At 62.1% G+C, this 25,208-nt stretch carries 26 protein-coding genes; 11 read left to right on the top strand and 15 right to left on the bottom strand.

Annotated features, from left to right (window positions below):
• Positions 1-38: 38 nt before the first annotated feature.
• The 4 genes from LH365_RS06485 to LH365_RS06470 all read right to left on the bottom strand — a co-directional run bounded on the left by LH365_RS06485 (position 39) and on the right by LH365_RS06470 (position 4,239).
• A complete protein-coding gene (locus LH365_RS06485; RefSeq protein WP_226745350.1) occupies positions 39-1,358 on the bottom strand; it encodes a hemolysin family protein in 1,320 nt (439 codons plus the stop codon).
• Between the two features lie 145 nt (positions 1,359-1,503).
• Positions 1,504-2,352: an S-formylglutathione hydrolase gene (gene fghA / locus LH365_RS06480; protein WP_226745349.1), complete on the bottom strand. Its 849-nt coding sequence runs from the start codon at positions 2,350-2,352 to the stop codon at positions 1,504-1,506.
• A gap of 16 nt (positions 2,353-2,368) precedes the next feature.
• Complete coding sequence (locus LH365_RS06475; protein WP_226745348.1) at positions 2,369-3,130, bottom strand: GNAT family N-acetyltransferase; 762 nt, start codon at positions 3,128-3,130, stop codon at positions 2,369-2,371.
• A complete protein-coding gene (locus LH365_RS06470; protein ID WP_226745347.1) occupies positions 3,130-4,239 on the bottom strand; it encodes an S-(hydroxymethyl)glutathione dehydrogenase/class III alcohol dehydrogenase in 1,110 nt (369 codons plus the stop codon). Before LH365_RS06470 ends, LH365_RS06475 begins: the two co-directional genes overlap by 1 nt.
• Before the next feature lie 319 nt (positions 4,240-4,558).
• On the opposite strand from LH365_RS06470, the gene LH365_RS06465 reads away from it, so the two are divergent.
• The gene (locus LH365_RS06465; RefSeq protein ID WP_226745346.1) at positions 4,559-6,232 is read left to right on the top strand and encodes a methyl-accepting chemotaxis protein; all 1,674 of its coding nucleotides are present in this window, start codon (positions 4,559-4,561) and stop codon (positions 6,230-6,232) included.
• A 64-nt stretch (positions 6,233-6,296) separates the two neighbouring features.
• On the opposite strand, the gene LH365_RS06460 is transcribed toward LH365_RS06465, so the two are convergent.
• Positions 6,297-6,641 carry a carboxymuconolactone decarboxylase family protein gene (locus LH365_RS06460; protein ID WP_226745345.1) on the bottom strand — a complete coding sequence of 115 codons (345 nt, stop codon included), beginning with the start codon at positions 6,639-6,641 and terminating at the stop codon, positions 6,297-6,299.
• A gap of 142 nt (positions 6,642-6,783) precedes the next feature.
• Here LH365_RS06460 and LH365_RS06455 point away from each other — a divergent pair, with 142 nt between their 5' ends.
• Entirely contained in the window at positions 6,784-7,032 is a 249-nt protein-coding gene (locus LH365_RS06455) for a helix-turn-helix transcriptional regulator (RefSeq protein ID WP_255606722.1), read from the top strand.
• Between the two features lie 23 nt (positions 7,033-7,055).
• Complete coding sequence (locus LH365_RS06450; protein WP_226745344.1) at positions 7,056-7,586, top strand: rhodanese-like domain-containing protein; 531 nt, start codon at positions 7,056-7,058, stop codon at positions 7,584-7,586.
• A 1-nt stretch (position 7,587) separates the two neighbouring features.
• On the opposite strand, the gene ung is transcribed toward LH365_RS06450, so the two are convergent.
• Positions 7,588-8,295, bottom strand: coding sequence for a uracil-DNA glycosylase (ung, locus tag LH365_RS06445; protein WP_226745343.1), 708 nt, complete (start codon positions 8,293-8,295; stop codon positions 7,588-7,590).
• A 193-nt stretch (positions 8,296-8,488) separates the two neighbouring features.
• On the opposite strand from ung, the gene LH365_RS06440 reads away from it, so the two are divergent.
• Positions 8,489-9,034 (top strand): superoxide dismutase family protein, encoded by a 546-nt coding sequence (locus tag LH365_RS06440; protein ID WP_226745342.1) that lies wholly within the window; start codon positions 8,489-8,491, stop codon positions 9,032-9,034.
• A 159-nt stretch (positions 9,035-9,193) separates the two neighbouring features.
• Here LH365_RS06440 and LH365_RS06435 read toward each other — a convergent pair whose 3' ends face one another.
• Together LH365_RS06435 and LH365_RS06430 are read right to left on the bottom strand one after the other, a co-directional pair.
• Positions 9,194-9,811: a pseudouridine synthase gene (locus tag LH365_RS06435; RefSeq protein ID WP_226745341.1), complete on the bottom strand. Its 618-nt coding sequence runs from the start codon at positions 9,809-9,811 to the stop codon at positions 9,194-9,196.
• Positions 9,811-10,497 (bottom strand): peptidoglycan DD-metalloendopeptidase family protein, encoded by a 687-nt coding sequence (locus LH365_RS06430; protein ID WP_226745340.1) that lies wholly within the window; start codon positions 10,495-10,497, stop codon positions 9,811-9,813. The genes LH365_RS06435 and LH365_RS06430 overlap by 1 nt, the downstream gene beginning before the upstream one ends.
• 105 nt (positions 10,498-10,602) lie before the next feature.
• On the opposite strand from LH365_RS06430, the gene LH365_RS06425 reads away from it, so the two are divergent.
• Positions 10,603-11,400 carry a DUF72 domain-containing protein gene (locus LH365_RS06425; protein ID WP_226745339.1) on the top strand — a complete coding sequence of 266 codons (798 nt, stop codon included), beginning with the start codon at positions 10,603-10,605 and terminating at the stop codon, positions 11,398-11,400.
• A complete protein-coding gene (locus LH365_RS06420; protein WP_226745338.1) occupies positions 11,397-12,491 on the top strand; it encodes a hypothetical protein in 1,095 nt (364 codons plus the stop codon). The genes LH365_RS06425 and LH365_RS06420 overlap by 4 nt, the downstream gene beginning before the upstream one ends.
• Before the next feature lie 114 nt (positions 12,492-12,605).
• Here LH365_RS06420 and LH365_RS06415 read toward each other — a convergent pair whose 3' ends face one another.
• A complete protein-coding gene (locus LH365_RS06415; RefSeq protein WP_226745337.1) occupies positions 12,606-14,531 on the bottom strand; it encodes a prolyl oligopeptidase family serine peptidase in 1,926 nt (641 codons plus the stop codon).
• Between the two features lie 72 nt (positions 14,532-14,603).
• Complete coding sequence (locus LH365_RS06410) at positions 14,604-16,463, bottom strand: glycoside hydrolase family 2 protein (RefSeq protein WP_226745336.1); 1,860 nt, start codon at positions 16,461-16,463, stop codon at positions 14,604-14,606.
• Positions 16,464-16,886: 423 nt separating this feature from the next.
• Here LH365_RS06410 and LH365_RS06405 point away from each other — a divergent pair, with 423 nt between their 5' ends.
• Both LH365_RS06405 and LH365_RS06400 read left to right on the top strand, forming a co-directional pair.
• Complete coding sequence (locus LH365_RS06405; RefSeq protein ID WP_226745335.1) at positions 16,887-17,441, top strand: DUF4142 domain-containing protein; 555 nt, start codon at positions 16,887-16,889, stop codon at positions 17,439-17,441.
• A gap of 87 nt (positions 17,442-17,528) precedes the next feature.
• Entirely contained in the window at positions 17,529-18,071 is a 543-nt protein-coding gene (locus LH365_RS06400) for a glutathione peroxidase (RefSeq protein WP_226745453.1), read from the top strand.
• 6 nt (positions 18,072-18,077) lie between these two features.
• Here the strand turns inward: LH365_RS06400 and LH365_RS06395 are convergent, their stop codons facing one another.
• Both LH365_RS06395 and LH365_RS06390 read right to left on the bottom strand, forming a co-directional pair.
• Positions 18,078-18,452: a helix-turn-helix domain-containing protein gene (locus tag LH365_RS06395; protein ID WP_226745334.1), complete on the bottom strand. Its 375-nt coding sequence runs from the start codon at positions 18,450-18,452 to the stop codon at positions 18,078-18,080.
• Positions 18,453-18,531: 79 nt separating this feature from the next.
• Positions 18,532-19,131, bottom strand: a complete 600-nt coding sequence (locus tag LH365_RS06390) for a helix-turn-helix domain-containing protein (RefSeq protein ID WP_226745333.1) — start codon at positions 19,129-19,131, stop codon at positions 18,532-18,534.
• A gap of 178 nt (positions 19,132-19,309) precedes the next feature.
• On the opposite strand from LH365_RS06390, the gene LH365_RS06385 reads away from it, so the two are divergent.
• The 3 genes from LH365_RS06385 to LH365_RS06375 are packed head-to-tail and all read left to right on the top strand — an operon-like array spanning position 19,310 to position 20,676.
• Positions 19,310-20,008 (top strand): pirin family protein, encoded by a 699-nt coding sequence (locus LH365_RS06385; protein ID WP_226745332.1) that lies wholly within the window; start codon positions 19,310-19,312, stop codon positions 20,006-20,008.
• Positions 20,009-20,233, top strand: coding sequence for an NF038104 family lipoprotein (locus tag LH365_RS06380; protein WP_107876875.1), 225 nt, complete (start codon positions 20,009-20,011; stop codon positions 20,231-20,233).
• The gene (locus LH365_RS06375; protein ID WP_226745331.1) at positions 20,233-20,676 is read left to right on the top strand and encodes a COG3650 family protein; all 444 of its coding nucleotides are present in this window, start codon (positions 20,233-20,235) and stop codon (positions 20,674-20,676) included. Before LH365_RS06380 ends, LH365_RS06375 begins: the two co-directional genes overlap by 1 nt.
• Before the next feature lie 199 nt (positions 20,677-20,875).
• Here the strand turns inward: LH365_RS06375 and LH365_RS06370 are convergent, their stop codons facing one another.
• From LH365_RS06370 to gyrA, 3 genes are read right to left on the bottom strand one after another with little or no spacing between them, the layout of a single operon-like run.
• Positions 20,876-21,709 (bottom strand): peptidylprolyl isomerase, encoded by an 834-nt coding sequence (locus LH365_RS06370; RefSeq protein WP_226745330.1) that lies wholly within the window; start codon positions 21,707-21,709, stop codon positions 20,876-20,878.
• Positions 21,709-22,200, bottom strand: coding sequence for a pantetheine-phosphate adenylyltransferase (gene coaD, locus LH365_RS06365; RefSeq protein ID WP_226745329.1), 492 nt, complete (start codon positions 22,198-22,200; stop codon positions 21,709-21,711). The genes LH365_RS06370 and coaD overlap by 1 nt, the downstream gene beginning before the upstream one ends.
• Before the next feature lie 37 nt (positions 22,201-22,237).
• Entirely contained in the window at positions 22,238-24,997 is a 2,760-nt protein-coding gene (gene gyrA, locus LH365_RS06360; RefSeq protein ID WP_226745328.1) for a DNA gyrase subunit A, read from the bottom strand.
• Positions 24,998-25,208 lie beyond the last annotated feature (211 nt).

Here is a 25,208-nt window from a genome sequence, read left to right as displayed (position 1 = left end):
CAGCGCTAAAAAAGCCCCGGAAATCCGGGGCTTTTTCTTTATTCCTCGTCCGCCTCTTCCTTGTCGGGCTTACGGATGGCCGTGAACAGCAGCTTGTCGATGCGGCGTTCATCCATGTCGATGATCTCGACGCGGTGATGGCCCAGAGTTACGATTTCGCCCTCCTTAGGGAAGCGGCCCAGACGGTGCAGGACCAGACCCGCCGCCGTGTGATAGCCGGTGCCCGGCTCATAGGCCTCGCCCAGCGCTTCCGACAGTTCGAACAGGTCGGCGCGGCCATCGACCAGACACGACCCGTCCTCGCGGTGCAGGATCATCGGCTGCTCGTCGTCGTGTTCCTCGTTGAAGTCGCCGGCGATCATTTCCAGCAGGTCGGTCGGGGTCAGCACGCCCTCGATCGAGCCGAACTCGTTGACCACGAAGGCGATGTGCAGCTTCGAGGCCTTGAACATGTCCAGCGCCTGCAGCAGCGAGGTGGTGTCCGGGATATAGATCGGCTCGGCGATCAGCTTTTCGATATCCAGCGGCTCACCGCTCAGCAGCGTGTCCGCGACGTCGCGCTTGTGCAGGATGCCGATAGGGTTTTCCATGTCCTGACCGCGCGTGACGACGATGCGCGAATAGGGGCAGGCGCGAATATCCGTGCGGATGACGTGCTCTTCGTCGTCGATAGAAATCCAATAGACCTCCGGACGCGGCGTCATGGCCACGCGCGCCGGGCGGTCGCCGAGGCGCATCACTTCGGTCATCATCGCCTGTTCGGCGGGCTCGATCAGGCCCGCGCCCATGCCTTCGGCCAGAGCGGTTTCCACCTCTTCCTGCGTGATGGTCTCGCCTTTTTCGTCACGGATGCCGAGCAGACGCAGGACCAGCGTGGTCGAGCCCGTCAGCAGCGTCACGAACGGTCCCATGCACATGGCCAGGAAGGACAACGGACGCGCGACGAAACCGGCAATGGTTTCGGGGAAGATCAGCGCGATACGCTTGGGGACCAGTTCGCCGACGATCAGCGACATATAAGTCAGCAGCACGACGACGATGCCGGTGGCGATGGCTTCGCTGTAGGGCGCAATCGTCGGGAAGTTGTGTTCGAGCAGGTGATCCAGTTCGCTGGCGATCGTCGCCTGACCATAGGCGCCAGCCAGAATGCCGATCAGGGTGATGCCGACCTGAACCGCCGACAAGAAGCGCGTAGGGTCCTGCGACAGCTTGAGCGCCTGCGCCGCGCCCTTGTCCCCCTTGTCAGCCCGGCTTTGCAGTTTAGCGCGACGCGACGACACCACGGCCAGTTCGGACATGGCAAATATGCCGTTCAGCACCACCAGAAGGAGGACGACGGCACAGGCAAGGAGTAACATTGGGGGGAAGATCCGGAACGAAGCCACCCTGCGGCTCCGGCCCTAACCGTAAAGGCGAATACCGCAGTGCGCAATGAGGCAAAGAACTAAATTATACGTGATCAGACGATAAGATTGCCATCTGTTTCATGACAACCGTTTGCGGTTACGCCTTCAGTCTTTGGGCATGGAAGTCGAGGTGGTCGTCGATGAAGCTGGCGATGAAATAGTAGCTGTGATCATAGCCCTCGTGACGGCGCAGGGTCAGTTTCTGGCCCGCCACCTTCGCCGCCTGTTCCAGCAGATGCGGCATGAGTTGCGTCTCAAGGAAGGGATCGGCCAGCCCCTGATCGACCAGTATCTCATCGAACGGCAGGGCCTTGCCCTTGGCCAGACGCAGGGCGGCGTCGTATTTTTCCCAGGCGTCATGCGACGTGCCGAGATAGGCTTCCATCGCCTTCTGCCCCCACGGGCAATGGACCGGCGAGGCGATAGGCGCAAAGGCCGATACCGATTTGAACAGATGCGAATAGTTCATGGCCAGGGTCAGCGCGCCGTGCCCGCCCATCGAATGCCCCGAAATGCCGACGCGGCTCAGATCGGCCGGCCATTCCGCCCCGATCAGTTGCAGCAGGTCGGTGACGATATAGGATTCCATCTGAAAGTGCGCCGCCCACGGGCTCTGGGTGGCGTTGACGTAGAAGCCCGCCCCCTGCCCCAGATCGTAGGCCTCGTCATTGGCCACCGTGTGACCTTGAAGATCGGCGCCGCGCGGCGAAGTGTCCGGTGCGACAATGATCAGGCCCAGTTCGGCCGCGCGCTTATAGGCCCCGGCCTTTTCGGTGAAGTTACTGGCCGTGCAGGTCAGGCCCGACAGCCAGATCAGCACCGGAAACGGCCCCTCGCCTTCGGGGAGAAACACGCTGAGCGCCATCGGGGTCCTGGTGGCCGCCGAGTCGTGTTTGGCGAATGTGAGCGTGCCGCCGAACAGACGATGTTGCGCTGTGATGTCCATGACCGTCACCTTTTAATCAGATCAAGCGGCGCAGCAGCACCGCGGGGAGGATGGCCCCCTCGCCCATGTGGATTTCAATCAGATTTTCGCGTTTGAAGCCCAGCGTGCGGTAAAATCCTTCGGCGTTGAGGCCCGAATAGCAGACGAATTCACGCAGGCCCGCCGCCTTGGCTTCCTTCAGGCAGTGCTGGAACAGGCGGCTGCCGACGCCGAAACCGGCAAAGTCCGGATGGGTGGCGAAGTGGCGGATATGCGCCACGCCCTCGATCACCTCGCCCGAACCCGGCGTTTCGCGCGTGAAGCCGCCGCAGGCCGCGATCTGCCCGTCCATGTCGGCCATGACGTAGAAGGTGCCGCAGGTCAGCAGCAGCGGATCGAGCACGGTCAAAAGCGGCAGGACCTCCTCGACCAGATCGGAACCGTAGGAGCGGTGCAGGCCCTCTTCGTAGGCCAGCCCCAGCATGTCCTCGATGTCGGCGCGGTCTTCGGGCCGCGCCACGGTCAGGGCCAGCGATTCCGCATAGTCGCGGTCGTCGCCCGAATCGACGCCATAGAGCACATGCGGCTCCCATGGCCATGACCCGTGCCAGTTCTTTTGCAGGCACGCCGAATGGCACCAGAAGTCCTGCGCCAGCGGTGAGAACTTGGCGTCGCGCCAGTGCGGCATCCACGTCGCGGTGAGCGTCACCGCCGCGTTTTCGTCTTCGATAATCTCGGAACAGAAAACGCAGCTATAGGGCTCGACGTGCTCGATTTCGAATTCGTCTTCCTCTTCCATCAGAATACGATCACGCTCCGGATGCTTTCGCCGGCGTGCATCAGGTCGAAGGCCTCGTTGATGCGCTCCAGCGGCAGGGTGTGGGTGATCATCGGGTCGATCTCGATCTTGCCGTCCATATACCAGTCGACGATGCGCGGCACATCCGTGCGGCCGCGCGCGCCGCCGAAGGCCGACCCCTTCCACACGCGCCCGGTGACGAGCTGGAACGGACGGGTTTTGATCTCCGCGCCCGCCGGGGCCACGCCGATGACGATGCTCTCGCCCCAGCCGCGGTGGCAGGCTTCGAGCGCCTGCCGCATGACATCGACATTGCCGGTGCAGTCGAAGGTGTAATCGGCCCCGCCGCCGGTCAGTTCGACCAGATGCGCCACGATGTCGCCGGAGATTTTCTTGGGGTTGACGAAATGCGTCATGCCAAAGCGACGGCCCCACGCTTCCTTCGAGTCGTTGATGTCCACGCCGACGATCTTGTCCGCGCCGACCAGTTTCAGCCCCTGAATAACGTTCAGACCGATGCCGCCGAGGCCGAAGACCACGGCATTGGCACCCGGCTCGACCTGCGCCGTGTGAATCACCGCGCCGACGCCGGTCGTCACGCCGCAGCCGATGTAGCAGGCCTTGTCGAACGGCGCATCGGGGCGGATCTTGGCCAGGGCGATTTCCGGCAGCACGGTGTGATTGGCGAAGGTCGAGCACCCCATATAGTGATGAATGGCCTGCCCATTATAGGAAAAGCGCGAGGTGCCGTCCGGCATCACCCCTTTGCCTTGCGTCCCGCGGATGGCGGTGCACAGGTTGGTCTTGCGGCTGAGGCAGGACTTGCACTGACGGCATTCGGGCGTGTAGAGCGGGATGACGTGATCGCCGGGCTTGAGCGAGGTCACGCGGGGGCCGACCTCCAGCACCACGCCCGCGCCTTCGTGGCCGAGGATCGACGGGAACAGCCCCTCCGAATCCAGTCCGTCCAGCGTATAGGCGTCGGTATGGCACACACCCGTGGCCTTGATCTCGACCAGCACCTCTCCATGGCGCGGTCCGTCCAGATCGACCTCGACGATTTCCAGCGGCTTTTTGGCTTCGAAAGCGACGGCGGCGCGGGTCTTCATGGTGATCTCTCCGTTGATACCTGGCAAAGCCTAAGACCCGCCTCACCGACGGGCAAGCCCTAACCTGGAAAGACACACCGAAACTTGCCCTCCGGCCCGCTTTCGATCTGCGCAAAGCTCACTATAGGATTGAATTTGAGAACCGTACGCATCTGTCTGTTTTGAAATACAAATTTTTGTGACTACGCGGATGGCGTACAGAAAGCATTAACCCTCCACAGCCTATTTTGTAACCTTGTTATCAAACGGATGCCGTCATTAGCCGATTAACCGCCTGATGACGTCAACGCTTGCAAAACGCAGTTCGGGGTAAAAAAGCATGAGTATCAAATTCAAGATCTTGGCGCTGGTCGCCGCCTTCGCTCTCGTCGCCTCGGCCGTCACCGGTCTGGGGCTGGCCACTATCGGCGATTACAACAAGATTCTCACCAAGTACGGCAATGCCTATGAGAACGCCTATAACGGTGAAAAGCTCAACCGGCTCGTGACCTTTGTGGTGATGGAATCGCGCGGCGTCTACATGGCCGAGAACACCGAAAAGGCCAAGAAGTTCGCTGACGGCGTCGATAAGGGACTTGACGATATTCAGGCGCTGCTGACCTCATGGAAATCCAGTCTGGAGCCGGGTGAGCTTCCGGCCTTTGCCGCCGTCGAAGCCAAGGCGAAAGAATTCATCACCTTCCGCCGCGAAATCGCCCGCGTCGGCCGCGACGTCGATCCGCAGGAAGCCAATGCGCTCGGCAATAATGACGCCAACCGCGCCAACCGTTCGGGCTTCCAGAAGGATATCGATGCGATGGTCGAGACCATCCGCGCCGATCTGGACACGTCGCAGGCCGAGGTCGCCGCCTACAGCCAGACGCGCTCGTCGTTATTCCTGACCCTAGCGGTCACCGGCATTCTGGCCCTGCTGGCCGGCTCGCTGTGGGTCGCCATCAAGGTGATTTCGCGCCCGCTGCAAAACATCGACCGCAGCGTGACGCGCATCTCCGAAGGCGCCTACGATACGCCGATCCCGGAGCGCACGGCGAACGACGAAATCGGCAGCCTGTGGCGTTCGATCCGCGTGCTGCGCGACCGCGCCGCCGAGGCCGAGCAGCTCAAGGTCGAACAGCAGATGGCCGAAAAACGCGCCTATGCCGAACTGATGGCCGAACGTAACCGCATCGCCGCCGAGTTCGAAAAGCACATGGGCGACCTCGCCACGCGCTTCATCTCGTCGTCGCGCACCGTCGCCGAAGCCGCCCGCGGCCTCAACGAGACCGCCGAAGACGCTTCGCACCGCGCCGCTTCGGTGTCGCAGGCCGCCATCGACGCCGCCAACAATGTGCAGAACGTCGCCGCCGCCACCGAAGAACTGTCAGCCAGCGTCGGCGAAATCAACCATCAGGTCGTGCGCACCGCCGAAGTCACCCAATCGGCGGTCGAAGAGGCCAAAAAGACCGAAGTCGCCATCCAGACCCTGTCCAACGCCGCCCAGCAGATCGGTGAGGTCATCAACCTCATCCAGGCCATCGCCGCCCAGACCAACCTTCTGGCGCTCAACGCCACCATCGAGTCGGCGCGCGCCGGCGAGGCGGGCAAGGGCTTCGCGGTCGTGGCCTCCGAAGTGAAGCAACTGGCGCAACAAACCGCCAAGGCCACCGACGACATCCGCGCGAAAATCTCGGAGATCCAGTCGGCCACGGCGGTCACCGTTGGCTCGATCGACGCCATCGTGAAGACCATCGAGACCATCGGCGGACTGACCGGCTCGATTGCGGCTTCGGTCGAACAGCAGGGCGCGGCGACCAACGAAATCGCCGCCAACACCAACCGCGCCGCCACCGGCACGCGCGACGTGACCGGCCACATTTCGGGCGTCGATCAGGCGGCCCAGATGACCGGCCACGCCGCCCAGCAACTGCTTGGCCTGTCTTCGGAACTGGAGGAACGCTCCGCCGACCTGCAGGGCGAGGTCGTGGCCTTCGTCGAGCGCCTGCGCGCAGCGTAACACGCTTAGGTCAAAAGCGTTCCCGAGAAAGATTTCCCCGCCGGTGCGTCCGGCGGGGATTTTTTTATGCCGCCCGGAACTCTTCATAGGCCGACAGGGCATCGGCAGCGTACATCAGCGAAGGCCCGCCGCCCATATAGACCGCCATGCCCAGCGTCTCTTCGACCTCGGCCCGTGTGGCGCCCAAACGCACCAAAGCCTGGGCATGAAAGCCGATGCAACCGTCGCAGCGCGTCGAAACGCCGATGGCAAGCGCAATCAGTTCCTTGGTCTTTTTGTCCAACGCCCCCTCGCGCGTGGCCGTCGCCGCCAGGGCCGAGAAGGCCTGCAATGTGTCAGGCATACCGGCGCGCAGGTTCTTCAGATTCGTGGAAATCCGCCGCGTGATGTCGGTGTATGACTTGCTCATGTCCAATTCTTTCTGTGTGAGAGACATTGCATAAATTAGAAACATCTAATATATTAGCAAGACCTGATATGGAATTTTTTTTATGTCCCCGTCCCCACTGCCTCTCGAAGTTATGCAGGCCAACGCTGGAAAAGCCGAATCCATGCTGAAGCTTCTGGCGAACCGCCATCGCCTCCTCATTCTGTGCCATCTGGTCAAAGGCCCGAAATCCGTCACAGAGTTAATTGAAAATATTAAATTATCACAATCCGCCCTATCTCAGCATCTGGCGAAAATGCGGGAACACTCTCTGGTCGAAGCCGAAAAGCGCGGACAAATGGTCTTTTACCGCATCGCCGATCCCAAGGTGGAGGCCATCCTGTCCACACTCTACCTGATCTATTGTCAGTAACCCTCTTGTAAAAGGATTATCTAATGAAATCCGTGGATGCTCATACGTTGAAACGCTGGCTTGAGCTTGGAGAGGCCGTGCTGATCGACGTCCGCGAGCCCTCCGAACATGCCGCCGAACGCATAGAGGGCGCGCATCTGGTGCCGCTGACCGATATAGGACGCACTCCCCTGCCTGAGCATGAGGGCAAGGCTCTGGTGATCCACTGCCTGCGTGGCGGCCGCGGTCAGACGGCGTGTGAACGGCTGAAACGGGATTGGCCCGATATGGATATCTTCAATCTTGAGGGCGGCATCGGCGCCTGGCAGGCGGCCGGACTGCCCACCCTGCGCCCGGCGCATCGCCGGCTATTGCCGCTGGATCGCCAGACGCAACTGGCCATCGGGATCGGCCTGCTGATCAGCACGCTTCTGGCCCTGCTCGTGCACCCGTTATTTGTGCTCGTCGCCGGATTTTTCGGCGCGGGCCTGACCTTTGCGGGACTTACCGGCATCTGTGGGCTGGCGCGACTTCTGGCGGTCATGCCGTGGAACCGCGCGACCTCCCCGATCTGAATCAGAGCGGATTATCCGGCAGCTTCCAGTCGATCGGCGTCACGCCCTGCTGTTCCAGCCAGGCATTGGCCTTCGAAAACGGTCGGCTGCCCAGAAAGCCGTTATGCGCTGACAGGGGCGACGGGTGCGCCGATTTGAGCACCAGATGCCGCGACGAATCGACAAAGGCCGCCTTCTTCTGGGCGTAGCTGCCCCACAGGATGAAGACGATCGGCTGCGGCTGTTCGTTGACGCGGGCGATGATGGCGTCGGTGAATTTTTCCCAGCCGCGCCCCTGATGCGCCGCCGCGCGGCCTTCCTCGACCGTCAGCACGCTGTTGAGCAGCAGCACGCCCTGCGTCGCCCAATGCTCAAGAAAGCCGTGCCGCGCGGGCGGGATGCCGAGATCGCTCTGCATCTCCTTGTAGATATTGACGAGAGACGGCGGCGTGCGCACGCCGGGACGCACGCTGAAACACAGGCCATGCGCCTGACCTTCGCCGTGATAGGGGTCCTGCCCCAGAATGACGACCTTGACCTTGTCCAGTGGCGTCAGGTCCAGCGCGCGGAAATACTCGCTGCCCCTGGGGAAGATGCGTTTGCCCTCGGCCTTTTCCTCTTTCAGGAAGGCCTTGAGCGACTGCATGTACGGGCTCTGAAACTCCGGCGTCAGCGCCGCCTTCCAGCCGGGTTCAAGACTGATGCCGTCCGGTGCGGGTGTGGTTGTCATGAAATCGCTCCTCTAAGCTGGCATATGTCTTTGACGACGACTCTGGCCCAGCGTCAAGCCAGTGACAGGTGGCCAGCGGCCGACGGATGAGACCATGGGTTTACGTAAAAGACCTGTGCGGCAATTGATAACCGTTCGCACCCGTGCGACACTGCACGCGGGCGGGACCGAGATCAGAGAAAAAGGATTCTTCATGCGCAAGCTTGTACTCGCCGCGGCCCTGATTGCGGCCACTACCCCCACCCTCGCCCCTCAGGCCTTCGCCGCCCCCGCCCCGGCCCCCGCCACGTCGGACCTGATCGGCAATGACGGCAAGGCGCTGGGCACCGTCACCGTCACCCCGGCCCCGAAGGGCGTCATCCTGCGTATCGAGGCCACGGGCCTGACCGAGGGCTGGCACGGTGTGCACTTTCACGCCAAGGGCGATTGCGGCGACACCGCCAAGTTCCAGAATTCCGGCGGCCACGTTCACGACGCCTCGCACGGCGCGCTGGTTCACGGCCTGCTCAACGCCTCGGCCAATGACGACGGCGACCTGACCAACATCTATGCCGGCAAGGACGGCGTGGCCAAGGCCGAAATCTTCTCGTCTCTGGTCAGCTATGCGCCGAGCGAAGGCAAGTCGGCCCTGAAGGACGCCGATGGCGCGGCTGTGGTCGTCCATGCCTCGGCCGACGACTACAACAGCCAGCCCATCGGCGGCGCCGGCGCCCGCGTCGCGTGTGCGGTGGTCAAGTAAGAGGCCAAAAAAATACCCCTCCGGTCCACCGGAGGGGTAGTTGGCTCAGGGAAGTCACCCAGAAAGACTTCAATGAGAACTCTCACCTGAACACTATGACAAGGCGTGCATAGCAATCCCATCCGGGCCATTGCGACCCGCCGTAAGAAACGCATAAGTTTAAAAATCGGCTGCCGCTTGCCACTCTACGCGCCGTCCGTCCAGCGGATGCGGAAAGGCCAGGTATTCGGCGTGCAGACACAGGCGCGGGCTTAGGCGGCGGGCCGCGTCGGGCGCATAGAATTCATCCCCCAGTATCGGATGGCCCAACGCCATCATATGCACCCGAAGCTGGTGCGAGCGCCCGGTGACGGGCTCCAGCGCCATCCGCGTGCGGTCATTCAGACGCTCGATCACGCGATAGCGCGTCAGTGACGGCTTGCCGATCTCATGATCGACCCTCTGACGCGGGCGGTTGGGCCAGTCGCAGATCAACGGCAGATCGACCTCGCCTTCGTCGGCGGCGACCTGGCCCGCCACCACCGCCACGTAGCGCTTCTCCACGCGGCGCTCGGCAAAGGCGATGGACAGGCTGCGGTGCGCCTCGGCCCCGCGCGCCAGGACGATCAGGCCCGACGTCGCCATGTCGAGCCGATGCACGATCAGGGCGTCGGGCCACGCGGCCTGAACACGGAGAGCCAGCGAATCCTTGTTTTCCGGCAGGCGTCCCGGCACGGAGAGCAAACCGGCGGGCTTGTCGAAGACCAGCACGCTGTCGTCGGCATGGATCGGCGTCATCACAGATTGACCCGCCCCAAAAACGGGCGCGGATCGGGACAGACCTGCGTCCACGCTTCCCGCTCCGAGCGTTTGAACACGCCGGGAAAATCGCCCGAACGCCCGCCCAGATCGAGGATAAGCTGGAAATGCAGGTGCGGCGACCAGCCGCCATTGACGCCGAAATCGCCCAGACAGGCGATGGTCTCGCCCGCCGCGAACGTCTTGCCGGGGTGCAAACCGTTGAGGCTTTCGCGGCTCAGATGGCCGTAGAGCGTCCAGAAGGTCAGGCCCGGCTCCGGCGCGTGTTCGAGGATAAGTGTCGGGCCGTAGTCCTTGATATGGTTATTATCCTGAAACGAATGGACGCGCCCGCCGAGAGGCGCGAATACCGCTGTACCCGCCGGGGCGAAGATGTCGATCCCCAGATGCACGGTGCGCCGTTCGCTGCCGTCCCCGGCAAACACGTCGCTGTCGTAGATGCCGCGGTCCTCGTCATAGCCGCCGATGCGCAGCGATTCGCCCGGCGCGACGGCCCAACCTTCGGGAATATCCGCACCCCAGCCTTCGGCGGCCAATCCTTCGGCATCGAGACGGATCGGCTGCGCGGTCTTCAACCCTGTTATGATTTCGGCGCAGGGTTCACGGCGCTCAGCCAGCCACAGTTGAAACGCGGCCAGAGGTTCGGAAGTCGATAAAGCGTTCATCCGGCCAGTCTAGCGGCAATGGCGGCGCAACCCCACCGCTTTTTCATACTGACAGCGCCTGTCCATTGACCGTAGATAGTCGCCGTACCATTCACGGAGGCAGGCATGAGCATCTATATCGGTATCGGCGGCTGGAATTTTGAGCCGTGGCGCGGCACCTTCTACCCCGCCGACGTATCGCAGAAAAAAGAGCTGGAATATGCCAGCCGCAAGCTGACCTCCATCGAGATCAACTCGACCTATTACGGCTCTCAAAAGCCGGAAACCTTCGCCAAATGGCGCGACGACACGCCGGACGGTTTCGTCTTCTGCGTCAAGGGCTCGCGCTACACCACCAACCGCCGCGTGCTGGCCGAAGCGGGTGACTCGATCGAGAAGTTCATCGGATCGGGCGTCACCGAGCTAAAAGACAAGCTGGGGCCGATCAACTGGCAGTTCATGGCGACCAAAAAATTCGATCCGCAAGATTTCGAGGCCTTCCTCAAGCTGCTGCCTGCCTCGCACGACGGGGTGACGTTGCGCCATGCCATCGAGGTGCGCAGCCCGACCTTTCAGACGCCGGAATTCATCGACATGGCCCGCCATTATAAGGTCGCCGTGGTCAATGCCTTCGATGAGGACTTCCCGCAGATCGGCGACCAGACGACGGATTTCGCCTATCTGCGCCTCCTGGGCACCGAAGAGAACGAGCCCATCGGTTATTCCGAAGCCGCGCTCGATGAGTGGTCCGGGCGGCTGAAAGCCATCGAAACGGGCGTCGTGCCTGAGGATATTGCCTGCGTCGGCGAAAGAAACCGTCACGAAAGCGATGGTAAATCGCGCGATGTGTTCGCCTATGTCATCAGCGGCGACAAGGTGAAAAACCCGCACGCCGCCATGGCGCTGATCGAGAGGTTGAAGTGAAGTCTGTTGTCTTGAGTCTGGCTGTTCTGGCGGCTACCCCGGCCCTCGCCGCCAAACCGCATGTGGCGGAGCGTGCCCGCAAGGATTACAGGGCCTTGCAGCAAACGGCTCAGACGATCAAAGACCCGGATATTCGCAAAGCAACGGTTGATGCACTCCAGCCCGGCACCTGCGTGCGGCACCGCGCCGGCCTGAGCGACGAGGGCAAGGCGGTCATCCTGACACGGCTGGCGGCGCGCGGTTTTGTGGCCGATACCGGCCCGGCGACGACCGCCGGCGTCTTCCCGCCCGTGGCGGGGGAAGGCGGCGACTGCCCTACCCTGATACAGCCGTTCGTCGCGGCCCCCGGCGGCCCCATCCATTCGCACCACGGCTGGCCCGGCGGCCTGCCTGAGCACGAACTGTTCAACCAGCGTTCGGGCGCGGCGCTGTCGAAACTCTACAGCGCCTCCGCCGCCCTGCCGGTGGACGCCAGCCTCGTCTCCGCCGCCGCCATCTGGCACGACTGGGCCAAGGCTCTGGTCTTCCAGTGGCAGCCGGACGGTACGACGCTGCCGGAACAGCGGATCGGCGGCGCCAACGCCACCGGCTCTCACCACGTCCTCGGCCTTTCTGAGAGCATGGCGCGCAAGCTATCGCCGCGGCTGGTCATCACTCAAGCCTGCGCCCACACCGCCCCCGTCGGCGATGGCGCAGCCAAGGTCGCCACCTGGCTCGAAGCCGCCGCCATCATCGCCCGCATCGACCCGATCAAAGCCGGGTATCTGAGGCAGGGCGCAAACGGGCTGGAGATCGACTGGGGCACGGATGCGACCGGTGAAACCGGCGTCTGGCGCGAATGTTTCATCCATAACGAGTCGGATGCGGGCTATATCCATTCCGGCGCGGCGGAAAAGACAGCGGACGCGGTGCTGGAAAGGCTGGCCCCGCGCTTCGGCTACGATCCGAAGGCCAGCGGCTATCTGATGAAGTACCGCCATGTGGTGCTGGCCGAACTGGGGGCCGACCGCATTCAGGCGCTGATCAGCTCCGGCGACGAAGCCGCGCTGGTGAAAGAGATCGAAGCGCTGAAGGCGAAGGGGTTGCTGTAAGCCCCCTCTCCCTGCTTGCGGGGAGAGGGATGGGCCGTTGCCGTTGCCCCTCATCCGTCTTTTCGCTCCGCTCAAAGCCACCTTCTCCCCGTAAACGGGGAGAAGGACTGCCTCTCATTCCCCCAACAACGTCTTCTGCCAGAACATCAGACTGGTCCAGAACTGATAGTCCTGATTGGCCTTTTTGGCGAAGCCGTGGCCCTCGTCCATGCCCACCAGATGCCAGGCCATGCCGCCCTTGGCGCGCACGGCTTCGACGATCTGATCGGCCTCGGATTTGGGCACGCGCGGGTCGTTGGCCCCGGTGATGACCATCAGCGGCAGCTTCAATTCGTCGACCCGCGTCATCGGCGAAATCTCCAGCAGCTTGGCCTTCTGCTTGGGGTCGCGCTCGTCGCCATATTCGACGCGGCGAAGGTCACGGCGATAGCTCTGGGTGTTTTCAAGGAAGGTGACGAAGTTCGAAATCGCCACCACACAGTTGGCCCCTTTCAGCCGCGCGCCGTAACGGATGCCCACGGCGTAGCACATATAGCCGCCGTAAGAGCCGCCCGTGACCGCGAACTTCGACGCATCGAGGCTGGCGTCCATTTCCAGCACGTCGAGGAAGGCCCCGATATCCTTCACCGAATCCTCGCGCTTGAACGGTCCGTTGTCCAGCGAGACGAAGCGCTTGCCGAAGCCGGTCGAACCGCGCACGTTCGGATAGAAGATGGCGATGCCCAACTCGTTAAGCAGATAGTTGTTGCGCCCCAGAAAGCCGGTGGTCGACTGCCCTTCCGGCCCGCCGTGGATATTGACGATCAGCGGGCGCTTACCGGGGAATTTCTTGGGATCGGGGCGATAGAGGAAGCCCGACACCTTCTCCTTGTCGAACGAGGTCACCTCGACAAATTCCGGTTCGGCATTGACATTGGGGTCCAGCCCGCCCGTCTCCGACTGCGTCCAGCGCTTCACCGTCATGGTCTTCGGATCGACCGAATAGGCGTCCGACGCCGCCTTGGCCGAGGCCACGGTGACGCCGATTTCACCCCACGGCGCAATGTCGAAACCGCCGACCGTGCCCTGCGGCAGGCCGGTCACGGCGGTGGATTTGCCCGTTTTCGGGTCGAGCAGTTTCAGGCGATAGACGCCCGCCTCGTTGACCGAATAGGCGATGAAACCGCCGTCATCGGCGATATCGAAGCTTTCGACATCCCACCTGGGATCGGGCGATTTCGGCGTGAATTTGCCGGTCTTGATGTCGAGCGTCCCCAACCGCTGGAAGTCGGAACCTTCGTCGCAGGTGACCCACAGCGTGCCGTCCGGCGCGAACTGCGCCCCGCCCCAGGCGATGTCTTTCTTGTGGTCGCCGATCGGCGTCATCTGACCGCTGGCCAGATCGAGCACGAACAGGTTCGATTTGGTGACCGAGATATATTGCGTGACGATGGCTGTCTTCTTATCCGGCGCAAAGTCGCCGACGCCCCAGCCGCCACCGCTGACCTGCGCCACCATGCGGTCGGTCTTAGGATCGCGCGGGTTCATGATGTAGATGTCGCTGTCCGTGCCGTTGCGGCGCGTCGAGGTATAGGCGATCAGTTCGCCGTCCTTGGAGAACCCCTGAAATCCATTACGGCTCTTGCCATCGGTCAGCAGGGTCAGGCGACCGTCTTTCAACGTGTAGAGCTGGAAAAATTCGCTACCGCCCGTGTCCTTCGACACCAGCAGCACATCGCCCTGCGGCGACCACACGCCGCCGACCGGCTCGGCTTCGAACGAGATCTGCGTGCGTGCGCCCATCGGCATCTTCACCGTATGTAGCTGCGCGACATTGCCGAAGCGCGTCGAAATCAGGATCGATTTATCGACAGGATTCCAGCCGCGGAAGGCCGCCGTGCGGAACTCCATATAGGGCCGGGTCGCCGCAACGATGTCATCCGGCACCGCCGGAATGCCGTCGGCGATCAGATTGGCCGGCTTTTCGGCATCGGCCAGAGCCATCATCGGCATCTGCGACACACCGGCCGCCATAGCGACGGCCAAAAGGGATTTGCGCATGAAAAGTCCTCCCGACGGAAACAGCGGGAGGACCAGATCACGGAGTCGATGCCGTCGAAACTAAAATCTACGTCACTTCTGCGTCTGGCGTGCGTAATAGTCGGCCAGCACATCGAAGGCCTGCTTGCGCACGCCGGTTTCCGACACCAGACCTTTGCGATTCCAGCCGTTCTGGAATACCGGATGTTCGCGGCGCGGGGACTGAAAGTCCTTCAATATCCACGGAGACATACCGTTCAGGGTCGGGATCTTATCGGCCATCGTTAGCGTCTGGCGGTAGTATTCCGCCTGATACTCTTCCGAGAACTTGTGCGAGGCCGTCGGATCGAAATAGCCCGCCAGGGCGTCCGCGCCGAATTCCGACAGGATGAGCGGGCGATCCGCCGGCACGTTCCAATGCAGGTCCGGCAGGGCCGACAGAGGGTCGTCACCGTACCAGCCGGCATAGGTGTTCACCGCCAGCACATCGAGCTTATCCAACAGCGGGTCGGCGAGGTAGATTTCGCTGCCCTTGCGCTCGACCAGCAAGGCGGCACTGATCAGACGCGTCGGGTCTAAGGCCCGCACATTGTCGGCCATAGCGCTGTGGAACGCCGTGCGCGGCGTCGACACCGGAGTCTCGTTGCCGACGCTCCACAGAACGACCGAAGCGCGATTGCGGTCGCGGAAAACGGTTTCCGCCTGCATCTTCAGCGCCTTTTGCAGCACCGCCGGGTTTTCCCAGTCCACCGTCCAGTAGACGGGGATTTCACTCCATACCAGCAGCCCCATCTCGTCGGCCAGACGCACCGTCGTTTCCGAGTGCGGATAGTGCGACAGGCGCACATAGTTGCCGTGCAGGCCGTATTTGATCTCCGAAAGCAGGGCGCGCGAGGCCTGTTCCGTCATATTGCGCGCCGGGTGGCTGCCGAACTCTTCCTCGTGAAGCGAAACGCCCTTGAGAAAAATCGGCTTTCCGTTCAACAGGATCTGCTTGCCTTTGACGGCGATGGTGCGAAAGCCGATGCGGTCCGAAAGCTTGTCGTCAACCGTTGAGAATTCCACATCGTACAGGACCGGCGTATCGGGTGCCCAGCGCTTCAGCCCGCGCGGCGCCTTCAGGTCGAACACGGCCTGCCCACGGGCGTCGGTCGTCGCGGTTACCTTGGCATTCAGCCCGGCAATGGTCAGGGTCACCCTCTGCCCGGCGGCCTTCGTGCCGTTCAGTTGCGCCAGCCCTTTCAGGCGTCCATCCTCGGTCAGGGTCAGGGTCGCGTCATCGACGAAGGTTTCCGGCGTGTAGATCAGCTTCACCGGGCGGGTGATGCCACCATAGAGGTCCCAGTCGGTGATCGCGGTTGGGATGGACTGCGCATCGTGCGTCGAATCCACGCCGACGCTGAGGCGGTTTTCACCGGCGCGCAGGGCTTGCGTCACTTCGATCACAAACGGCGTAAACCCGCCTTCGTGACGACCGACTTCCTTGCCGTTGAGGTAGACATAGGCCTTGTAATTGACCGCCTCGAAACGCAGGAAGGCGCGGCCACCGTTGAGTGCTTTCGGCGTGAACTTGCGCTGGAACCAGATCAGTCCGTCATAATAGCGCAGTTCCGGCTCGGCGGCGTTCCACGCGCCGGGAATGCTCATCTGCGGCCCGCGGTCGAGGTCGAATTCAAAGAAGGTCGCCCCGCCTCTGGCCTCTTCGGCGGCGACATCGAGGTCGCGGTAGCGCTGCATACGCGACTTGGCCACCCAGCCGTTGATGTCGGTCAGACCGGTGCGATAGAGGTCCTTGGAATAGGTCCACGTCCCCGACAGTTCCTGCAGGTCGCGGCTGACCGCCCCCGTCAGCAGGAATTGCGGCCGCAGATCCTCGGCGAACGCCGGGAAGGAAAACAAGGCGAATATCGCCAGCATTATCGATACAAACCGCGTCCCGAACGTCCGTCCCATGCACCTTTATCCGACCTAATTGCTATATTGGTCAGACCTTTTAGCGTCGAAAGCCTTCGCCTTCAATCATAATCGATCCCTTGTGAGCGCCAAAAATGGGAATCTATTGCGTAAAAAGACGAATTCTTACGTCGCCCTTACGCGCCTTAACCCTTGCCCGATGTCATCCTTACCGATTTCACCTTAAGGGTACGAACAAGAACGGGTACGGAAAAAATCTCCGCTGAAAGCGCCCGAAAACAAACGGCTAAAAGCCGTAGTTTCGCCGAAAATCGGCGCATCCTCTTCTTCGAAAATTCTATGGCCGAACGCCATGCCCCCATAATGACGATGGTCAGGCTCGCGGACGGCTGCTGAACAGACGCTGCGAACCGGTGTTAAAAAAAAGCGGACGCTGTATTTGTTTTTCCGGAGTAGAGGTCCATGACCCCGCTGTCCAATCTGTTGTCTGCACGTCCCCGTACGCAAACCCACGGCCTGCCCCGACTGAGCGCAATCCGCACGGCCCTGTCGCCAGCGGCTGCATCTGATATTTCTGAAATCTTTGTCGGGCTGGTCTCGCGCCTCAATGCCGTGGCGATCCAGATTCATCGCACAGCGACCCTGCGCTCGCAATGTCCCGATATCCGCGCCTACGCCCGGCACATGGCCGACAGCCACGTCTGGCTGAACGAAGCGCTTCTGACCGCGCTCGAAAAGGCCGGATCGGCCCTGACGCCGGATTATGTGCCGTCGCCGGAACAGCAGAAGGATATCGATGCCCTGCAACTGATCGAAGCCGATCGCTTCGACATCGACTATATCCAGTTCCAGAACCGGCTCTATCTCGACATGCTCGGCCTGTGCGAACGTTTCCTGCGCGCAAAGGCCGGTATGGCCAATCTGAATATCTACGCCCTGACGCTATGCGATTATCTCAGATATCATCTGGCCCAGTTTGCACCAACGCTGCCGGCGCGGCGGGCCAGCGCCGCCTGATTGACCTCAGGCGCCTGTGATCAAAGCGGATTTTGATATTGCATGGTGGAGCGGATGCCCTATCTTCCTGTCGTCATGGAGGGCCTGATGGGCGAACTGTACGATATTCCGCTGAAACGTATCGACGGAGGCGACGCCTCGCTGAACGACTATGCCGGCAAGGTGCTGCTGATCGTCAATGTGGCGTCGAAGTGCGGTCTGACCCCGCAGTACGAGGCGCTGGAAGCGCTCTATCGCGACAAGCACGATGCCGGTCTGGAAATTCTGGGCTTCCCGGCCAACAACTTCATGGGGCAGGAACCGGGCACGGATCAGGAAATCGCCAGCTTCTGCCAGACGGCGTTCGACGTCTCCTTTCCCCTTTTCTCCAAGATCAGTGTGGCAGGCGAAGACAAGCATCCGCTGTACGCCGCCCTGACCGAAGCCTGGCCCGATGCCGCAGGTTCCGAACTGATGCGCGAAAAATTTGCGGGTTACGGTTTCCCGCCGACCCCGCGCGGTGAAATCCTGTGGAATTTCGAGAAGTTCATCATCGGTCGCGACGGCAAGGTCGTCGCCCGCTTTTCGCCCGACGTCGCGCCGGACGATGTGCGCCTGATCGACGCCATAGAGAAGGCGCTGGCCGCCTGACGCCGTTCAGGCGAAGGCTCGCGCCGCCATCAGCAGCGTATGCAGTTGCGAGCGGCTGAGCCGCTTCAGTTCCGGCAGCAGACGCGGATTATTGTGATGCACGATTTGCGCGTCGCGATACCAAGGCAGTTCGGTCAGCGGATGCGCTACCGACGACAGGGGCGGCAGAATATCCATCGGATGCGCCTCCAACTGCTCGCAGATACGGATCAGCATCGAACAACTGACGCGGTTCGTCCCCTTCTCGTACTTCTGAACCTGCTGAAAGGTCACGCCGACGCCGTCAGCCAGGTTTTCCTGCGTCAGGCCGCGCGCCTTGCGGATCAGGCGAATATTCTGCCCCACCGCCAGATCGACCGGATGTTGTGAAGTACGGCGCATGTCCTCCCCTCCCCTTTTCGGGAGGGAGAATGCAAATGCGCGCCCCGATTGTCAATTCATTTTATGCAATTTATGCGATTTATTCTGTATCTCCGCGCAGCACGATGGGATAGACGCCGGCCACCCGCGCCATGTTCAGCGTCTCGCTCTGCCGGACATAGCCCTCGCCTTCGGCCGACATGCGCTCGACCCAAAGCTCCGTAGCCTGCCTGAGATAAAAGCGCGGCAACAACCGGCCGTCGCGCAGATGGACGATGACGCCATCCCCCGCTTTCGGCAGGCGCGCCGTATCGTAGATGGCGAACCCGCCGGCCCGCAGGTAGGGACTAAGGTCGTCGGTGGTAATTTGTACCCGTTTGAGCGTCGGGCGATTCAGTGCCCCCAGATCGACGCCCGCCGACGCCGCCACGCCGTCCGCAGTTTCCTCCGCCATGACATAGGCCATATCTGCCGTCAGCGCCTCGGCTTCGGCGTCGAGATCGCGAAGGGAAAAGCCGAGCGCGCGGACGATTTTAGAACGCACTGCCAGACGATCGTAAAAGGCGCGGCTGTCGCCGCTTTCATAGCGCGCCCAGGTCGGCTGGGACGTACCGGCGGCTTCGGCGGCCTTGTCCTGTGACAGGCGCGCCCGCATCCGCAACTGCGCCAGTGCCTGACCGTAGATGAGCGCCTTGTCCATTGATCCCCCTACATCGCAGATCATACTGCCCCAACCCCGCCACAGGGAACAGCCATAAATTCAGGGTCATTGGTTGCCATTTCAGCAACAGCAGGTTCCCATACTGCGCTCTATGCGCAACGCCGGATCGCCATATATTGACGCTCAACAGCAACGCTTTTAGCGAAAGGCTTACGCCATGATCCAGCATCGCCCCTTTGAAAAGCTCTATAACGCCAAGCACGGCTGGCTGAACGCCCGCCATCACTTCTCGTTCGCCGACTATTACGACCCCCAGAATATGGGCTGGGGTTCGATCCGCGTATGGAACGACGACGAGATCGACGCGAAGTCCGGCTTTCCGCCGCACCCGCACGCCGACATGGAAATCATCACCTATGTCCGCGAAGGCGCCATCACCCATGAGGACAATCTGGGAAATCGCGGGCGCACCGAAGCCGGCGACGTTCAGGTCATGTCCGCCGGCACGGGCATTCGCCATGCCGAATATAATGTCGAGGACGTCCTCACCAAGATCTTCCAGATCTGGGTCATCCCAGACAAGCGCGGCCATGCCCCCCGCTGGGGCGCCAAGCCCTTCCCCAAGGGCGACCGCGCCGGCACCTTCGTGGCGCTGGCTTCGGGCTTCGACGACGATACCGAGGCGCTGAAGATCCACACGCCGGCCCGCCTTCTGGGGGCGACCCTGCTGAGCGGACAATCCGAGACCTACGCGCCCGAAAAAGGCCGACATGTTTATGTAGTCTTGGCCGCCGGACGTGTTAAGCTTAACGGTCTGGAACTGAAAGCGCGCGACGGCGCGGCCATCATCGATGAAGATGTGCTGACCTTCGAAGCGCTGGAAGACGCCGAAATTCTTGTCCTGGATGCCGCATAGATGCGACTTAAGCCGCTCGTTACCCTCACAGCCCTGATCGGGCTTCCGCTCCTGCTTCAGGGGTGTCTGGCCGCCGCCGTTACAGGCGCGGCGGTCGGCACCGCGGTGGGGGTAACGGGCGCTGTCATCGGCACCACCGGAAAGGTGGTCGGCGCGGCTATCCCTGACGGCGATGACGAGAAAAAAGACAAGAAAGACAAAAAGAAGCAAAAGGACGAAGACTGATGAACCGGTCCGCGGCGCGTCCTGCCTGCCTGCTTGCCCTTCTTGCGCTTGCCGCCTGTTCGCCCAAGGCGGAAAAGCCGCCGGAACCCGAATCGATCCAGATCGATTCATTGGCCGGCGTCGATCTGAATGCGCCGCTTACCGTGACCGGCACCGAACCTTTCTGGTCTCTGACCCTTACCGGAGACGAGGCCACACTCGAGCGCCCCGGCGAGGAAGCCAGGGTCTTTCCGCGTCAGGAATTCGAAATCAACAAGGACAAGGAAGGCCCGGCCCGCGCCGAGTTGCTGACCAACGAACTGAGCCTGACCCTGATCGCGCAGAAATGCTCCGACGGGATGAGCGACCGGGTCTACCCGCTTACCGCCGAGATCAATATGAGCGACGAGGTGCTCAAGGGCTGCGCCGTCACCACGGCAGCGCTTGAAAAGGACAGGCCCTAAATCTACTCCCTGCGCGAAGCGTGGGGAGGTGGCAGGACGCAAAGCGGACTGACGGAGGGGGATATCTCGAAAAAATGAGCGGAAACAAGCCAAGATTGGAGCGACTGAGCAGACGCACAGCTCTGCCCCCCCTCCGTCATTTCTCGCTTACGCTCAAAATGCCACCTCCCCATCGCTACGCGACAGGGAAGAGATTAATTTAATTCACCTTGACCGGCACCGTGATATCACAACCGGCGAGACCGCCGGGGCTGGTCTTGCGCTTGGCCTCGACCAAAGCGGCAAATTCCGAAGAGTTGGTATCCATCACCTCGATCTTCGGACGCTCGGCTTCGGGGATGTCGGCCAGCACCTGCACCTTGGTCATGGTGTCCGGATCGACCGGCGGCTCGCCGATCTTCAGCTTGCGCACCACGTCCAGACCGACCAGCGTCATGCCGAAAGCCGTATATTTGCGCTCCAGCGCGTCGGTATAGGAGCGCATCAGGAAGAACTGGCTGTTGGCCGAATTGACGTCGCCGGCGCGCGCCATGCCCAGCGTGCCGGAGCAGTAGAGGCCCCAGGTCTCGACCTTGTTGTCCTTGGTGATCGCCATCAGATCGTTGACCTGCGACTGCACCGGCAGGGCCTTTACGAAGCCGGTCAGCACGCCGCGTTCATTGGTCACCGGCGTGATGGTCAGTTGCGTATCGCGGCGGATGATAAATTCACCCGGTACGTTCGGCAGTTCGGAATTGCCTTCGCCCGTGCCCTTGGGGTCGCCGGTCTGGGCCATGAAGCCCTCGATGACGCGGTGGAATTTCAGCCCATTATAGAAGCCCTGCCGCGTCAGCGTCTTCATGCGCTCGACGTGCTGCGGGGCCAGTTCGGGATACATTTCAACGATGACACGCCCCTTGCTGGTGTCGATCACCAGCGTGTTGTCGGCATCGACCGGACGATAGCCCGGCGTAACGGCCAAAGCGCTCCCGGCCAGAAGCGTTGCGGCGATTGCCAGACCTGCCGCGCGCGCAGCCCCCATCATAGACGTCATTAGTCTTTTCCAACCTTAGCCAAGAGCCGCTCAGCGACGCTTTTTGAAACGAACGGCGCGATATTGCCGCCTAATTGGGCTATTTCTTTGACCAATCGGGAGGCAATCGCCTGGTGCCGGGGATCGGCCATCAGAAACACCGTCTCGATGTCACGGTTCATCTGCTGGTTCATCGCCGTCATCTGAAACTCGTATTCGAAATCGGCCACCGCGCGCAAGCCGCGAATGATGACAGATGCCCCCAGTTCCTCGGCAAAGTGCATCAAAAGGCTGTCGAAAGGCAAGACCTCAACGCGATCGGCGAACGGCGCGCAGCTTTCGCGCAACATCTCGACCCGCTCATCCAGCGTGAACACCGGCGCCTTGCCCGTATTGCGCGCCACCCCGATCACCAGATGATCAACCAGCTTGACCGCACGGCCGATAATATCCGAATGCCCGTTGGTGATCGGGTCGAAGGTCCCCGGGTAGAGCCCTATCCTTTTGGCCATCTGACGTGGCTCCTTATGTGTATAGTGGGGGGAAGCCTTATCCGGCCTCGCCCTCGCTGGCAACCTCGGCCTCGTCGGGGCCTTCGCCCTCCTCACCGCTTTCGGCCAGACGCTCGACCGAGACGACCTTTTCGCCCGACGTGCGGAAGATGGTCACGCCCTGCGTATTGCGGCTGGCGATGCGCACCTGATCCACCGGGGTGCGGATCAGTTGCCCGCCGTCGGTAACCAGCAGCAACTGATCGGTGTCTTCGACCGGGAAGGAGGCCACCAGCTTGCCGCCGCGCTTACTCAGGTCGATGGCGACGATGCCCTGACCGCCGCGGCCCGTACGACGATAATCGTAGGAAGAGGTGCGCTTGCCGAAGCCGGTGTCGGCGATGGTGAGGATGAATTCTTCCGCCGCGCCCAGTTCGGCGATGCGTTCTACGGTGAGGGCCGCGTCTTCGGCGCCCTCTTCGGCGTCGTCCTCGACCGCGACCGGAACCTCTTCGCCTTCGCCCGACACGGCGGCGCGCAGCGACGCCGCGTGCTTGAGATAGGCCGTGCGTTCGGCAGGCGTGGCGGCGACGCGGCGCAGGATGGCCATGGAGATGACGGTGTCGCCCTCCCCCAGACGCACGCCGCGCACGCCGGTCGAATCGCGGCCCTTGAACACACGCACCTCATCGGCGGCGAAGCGGATCGAGCGCCCCGAAGCGGTGGACAGCAGCACGTCCTGATCCTCGGTGCACAGGGCCACGCCGACGATGGCGTCGCCGTCTTCCAGCTTCATGGCGATCTTGCCGGCGCGGTTGACATTGACGAAGTCCGACAACTTGTTGCGGCGAACGTCGCCGGAACGCGTGGCGAAGAATATGTCCAGACGGTCCCAGGCGGCTTCGTCTTCCGGCAGGGTCAGGATGTTGGTGACGGTCTCGTTCTTGTCCAGCGGCAGCAGGTTGACGAAGGCCTTGCCCTTGGACTGCGGATTGCCCAGCGGCAGACGCCAGACCTTGAGCTTGTAGGCCTTGCCCGTCGAGGAGAAGAACAGCATGGGCTGGTGCGTCGAGGCCGCATAGATGCCGGTAATGGCGTCTTCGTCCTTCATCGCCATGCCCGAACGGCCCTTGCCGCCGCGATGCTGCGTGCGATAGGCGCTGAGCGGCGTGCGCTTGACGTAGCCCGAATGGGTGACGGTGACGACCATGTCCTCGCGCGGGATCAGGTCTTCGTCCTCGATATCGGCTTCGCCGTCGACGATGAGGCTGCGCCGCGGCTCGGCATAGAGCGCCTTCACCTCTTCCAGTTCCTCGCGCACGATGCCGAGTATGCGTTGGCGCGACGACAGGATGGCCAGATATTCCGCGATGGCGGCGGCCAGATTGCGCGCTTCGCCGAAGATTTCATCGCGGCCCAGACCGGTCAGACGCGACAGGGTCAGGGCGAGGATGGCGCGGGCCTGTTCCTCGGTCAGGCGGACCTCCCCGCCTTCGAAGACGATCGAGCGCGGGTCGGCGATCAGGTCGATCAGCGGCGTCATGTCGCCCGCCGGCCAGTTCTTCGCCGTCAGGCGTTCGCGGGCTTCGGTCGGATCGACGGACGAGCGGATGATGTGGATGATTTCGTCGATATTGGCCACGGCGATGGCCAGACCGACCAGGACGTGGCCGCGGTCGCGCGCCTTGTTCAGTTCGAAGCGCGTGCGGCGGACCACCACCTCTTCGCGGAAATCGAGGAAGATTTCCAGGAGCTTGCGCAGCCCCATCTGCTGCGGGCGACCGTGGTTCAGCGCCAGCATGTTGACGCCGAAGCTCGTCTGCAGGGCGGAATAGCGGTACAACTGATTGAGAATAACGTCGCCGGACGCGTCGCGTTTCAATTCGACCACCACGCGCATCCCCTGACGGTCGGACTCGTCGCGGATGTCGGAAATGCCTTCGATGCGTTTGTCGCGCACCATTTCGGCGATGTGCTCGATCAGGGTCGCCTTGTTCACCTGATACGGCAGTTCGGTGATGACGATGCCTTCGCGGTCCTTGCGGATCGTTTCGACCGAGGCCTTGCCGCGCATGATGACCGAACCGCGCCCGGTCAAAAGCGCCTGACGCGCGCCGGAGCGGCCGAGGATTTCACCGCCGGTCGGGAAGTCCGGCCCCGGCACGATGCCGAGCAGGGTCTCGGTGGTCACTTCCGGATCGTCGAGCATGGCCAGACAGGCGTCGACGATTTCACCCAGATTGTGCGGCGGGATGTTGGTGGCCATGCCGACCGCGATGCCACCGGCGCCGTTGACCAGCAGGTTGGGGATGCGCGACGGCAGAACCGACGGTTCCTGACGCGCCCCGTCGTAGTTGTCGTTGAAATCGACGGTATTCTTGTCGATATCGGCGATCAGCGACTCGGCGGCCTTGGTCATGCGGCTTTCGGTGTAGCGCATGGCCGCGGGCGGATCGCCGTCGACCGAGCCGAAATTGCCCTGACCGTCGACCAGCAGCAGGCGCATAGAGAAGGGCTGAGCCATACGCACCAGGGCGTCATAGATCGCGCCGTCGCCGTGCGGGTGGTAGCGACCCATCACGTCGCCGACAATATTGGCCGACTTGACGTACTTCTTGTCGTGGGTGCGGCCTTCCTCGTACATGGCGTAGACGATGCGGCGATGCACGGGCTTGAGGCCATCGCGCGCGTCCGGCAGAGCGCGCGAAACGATGACGCTCATGGCGTAGTCGAGATAGGAACGCTTGAGTTCGTCCTCGATGGCGATGTGCGAAATGCCCTGAGGCGACGGCAGGCCGGAGGCGGGAGTATCGGTCATGAAGCCCGTTTCGTTGCGTGTACAGAAGCACCGGGCGGGAATCACACGCCGGCGCGTTTATTAACGCGCACCCTAGCACCGTTAGGCTTAATCCCCAAATCCGGAAGGCGTTTTTGACCCTTGCCGAGTCGGCCTGTTAACACTTATTTCAGTTGAGCGACGCCTTGAAGGCTTCGGCCCAGTCCGGGTGCCAGCGCGACAGCGGCGGGCG

It is taken from the genome of Asticcacaulis sp. AND118, assembly GCF_020535245.1.
In the GTDB taxonomy this organism is placed as follows: domain Bacteria; phylum Pseudomonadota; class Alphaproteobacteria; order Caulobacterales; family Caulobacteraceae; genus Asticcacaulis.
Note: the sequence above shows the minus strand (reverse complement) of the source record. Positions and strands in the feature narration are given on the sequence as shown.

Excerpts from the sequence above, each read along its gene's own strand:
- LH365_RS06435 (WP_226745341.1), bottom strand. The coding sequence starts at position 9,811 with ATGACGCCGATCCATGCCGACGACAGCGTGCTGGTCTTCGACAAGCCC.
- LH365_RS06415 (WP_226745337.1), bottom strand. The coding sequence starts at position 14,531 with ATGCGCAAATCCCTTTTGGCCGTCGCTATGGCGGCCGGTGTGTCGCAG.
- LH365_RS06400 (WP_226745453.1), top strand. The coding sequence starts at position 17,529 with ATGGGCGAACTGTACGATATTCCGCTGAAACGTATCGACGGAGGCGAC.
- gyrA (WP_226745328.1), bottom strand. The coding sequence starts at position 24,997 with ATGACCGATACTCCCGCCTCCGGCCTGCCGTCGCCTCAGGGCATTTCG.
- fghA (WP_226745349.1), bottom strand. The coding sequence starts at position 2,352 with ATGGACATCACAGCGCAACATCGTCTGTTCGGCGGCACGCTCACATTC.
- LH365_RS06370 (WP_226745330.1), bottom strand. The coding sequence starts at position 21,709 with ATGACGTCTATGATGGGGGCTGCGCGCGCGGCAGGTCTGGCAATCGCC.
- LH365_RS06395 (WP_226745334.1), bottom strand. The coding sequence starts at position 18,452 with ATGCGCCGTACTTCACAACATCCGGTCGATCTGGCGGTGGGGCAGAAT.
- LH365_RS06410 (WP_226745336.1), bottom strand. The coding sequence starts at position 16,463 with ATGGGACGGACGTTCGGGACGCGGTTTGTATCGATAATGCTGGCGATA.
- LH365_RS06405 (WP_226745335.1), top strand. The coding sequence starts at position 16,887 with ATGACCCCGCTGTCCAATCTGTTGTCTGCACGTCCCCGTACGCAAACC.
- LH365_RS06460 (WP_226745345.1), bottom strand. The coding sequence starts at position 6,641 with ATGAGCAAGTCATACACCGACATCACGCGGCGGATTTCCACGAATCTG.
- LH365_RS06380 (WP_107876875.1), top strand. The coding sequence starts at position 20,009 with ATGCGACTTAAGCCGCTCGTTACCCTCACAGCCCTGATCGGGCTTCCG.
- LH365_RS06385 (WP_226745332.1), top strand. The coding sequence starts at position 19,310 with ATGATCCAGCATCGCCCCTTTGAAAAGCTCTATAACGCCAAGCACGGC.
- LH365_RS06485 (WP_226745350.1), bottom strand. The coding sequence starts at position 1,358 with ATGTTACTCCTTGCCTGTGCCGTCGTCCTCCTTCTGGTGGTGCTGAAC.
- LH365_RS06375 (WP_226745331.1), top strand. The coding sequence starts at position 20,233 with ATGAACCGGTCCGCGGCGCGTCCTGCCTGCCTGCTTGCCCTTCTTGCG.
- LH365_RS06430 (WP_226745340.1), bottom strand. The coding sequence starts at position 10,497 with ATGAACGCTTTATCGACTTCCGAACCTCTGGCCGCGTTTCAACTGTGG.
- LH365_RS06450 (WP_226745344.1), top strand. The coding sequence starts at position 7,056 with ATGAAATCCGTGGATGCTCATACGTTGAAACGCTGGCTTGAGCTTGGA.
- coaD (WP_226745329.1), bottom strand. The coding sequence starts at position 22,200 with ATGGCCAAAAGGATAGGGCTCTACCCGGGGACCTTCGACCCGATCACC.
- LH365_RS06425 (WP_226745339.1), top strand. The coding sequence starts at position 10,603 with ATGAGCATCTATATCGGTATCGGCGGCTGGAATTTTGAGCCGTGGCGC.
- LH365_RS06440 (WP_226745342.1), top strand. The coding sequence starts at position 8,489 with ATGCGCAAGCTTGTACTCGCCGCGGCCCTGATTGCGGCCACTACCCCC.
- LH365_RS06455 (WP_255606722.1), top strand. The coding sequence starts at position 6,784 with ATGCTGAAGCTTCTGGCGAACCGCCATCGCCTCCTCATTCTGTGCCAT.
- LH365_RS06465 (WP_226745346.1), top strand. The coding sequence starts at position 4,559 with ATGAGTATCAAATTCAAGATCTTGGCGCTGGTCGCCGCCTTCGCTCTC.
- LH365_RS06470 (WP_226745347.1), bottom strand. The coding sequence starts at position 4,239 with ATGAAGACCCGCGCCGCCGTCGCTTTCGAAGCCAAAAAGCCGCTGGAA.
- LH365_RS06475 (WP_226745348.1), bottom strand. The coding sequence starts at position 3,130 with ATGGAAGAGGAAGACGAATTCGAAATCGAGCACGTCGAGCCCTATAGC.
- LH365_RS06390 (WP_226745333.1), bottom strand. The coding sequence starts at position 19,131 with ATGGACAAGGCGCTCATCTACGGTCAGGCACTGGCGCAGTTGCGGATG.
- ung (WP_226745343.1), bottom strand. The coding sequence starts at position 8,295 with ATGACAACCACACCCGCACCGGACGGCATCAGTCTTGAACCCGGCTGG.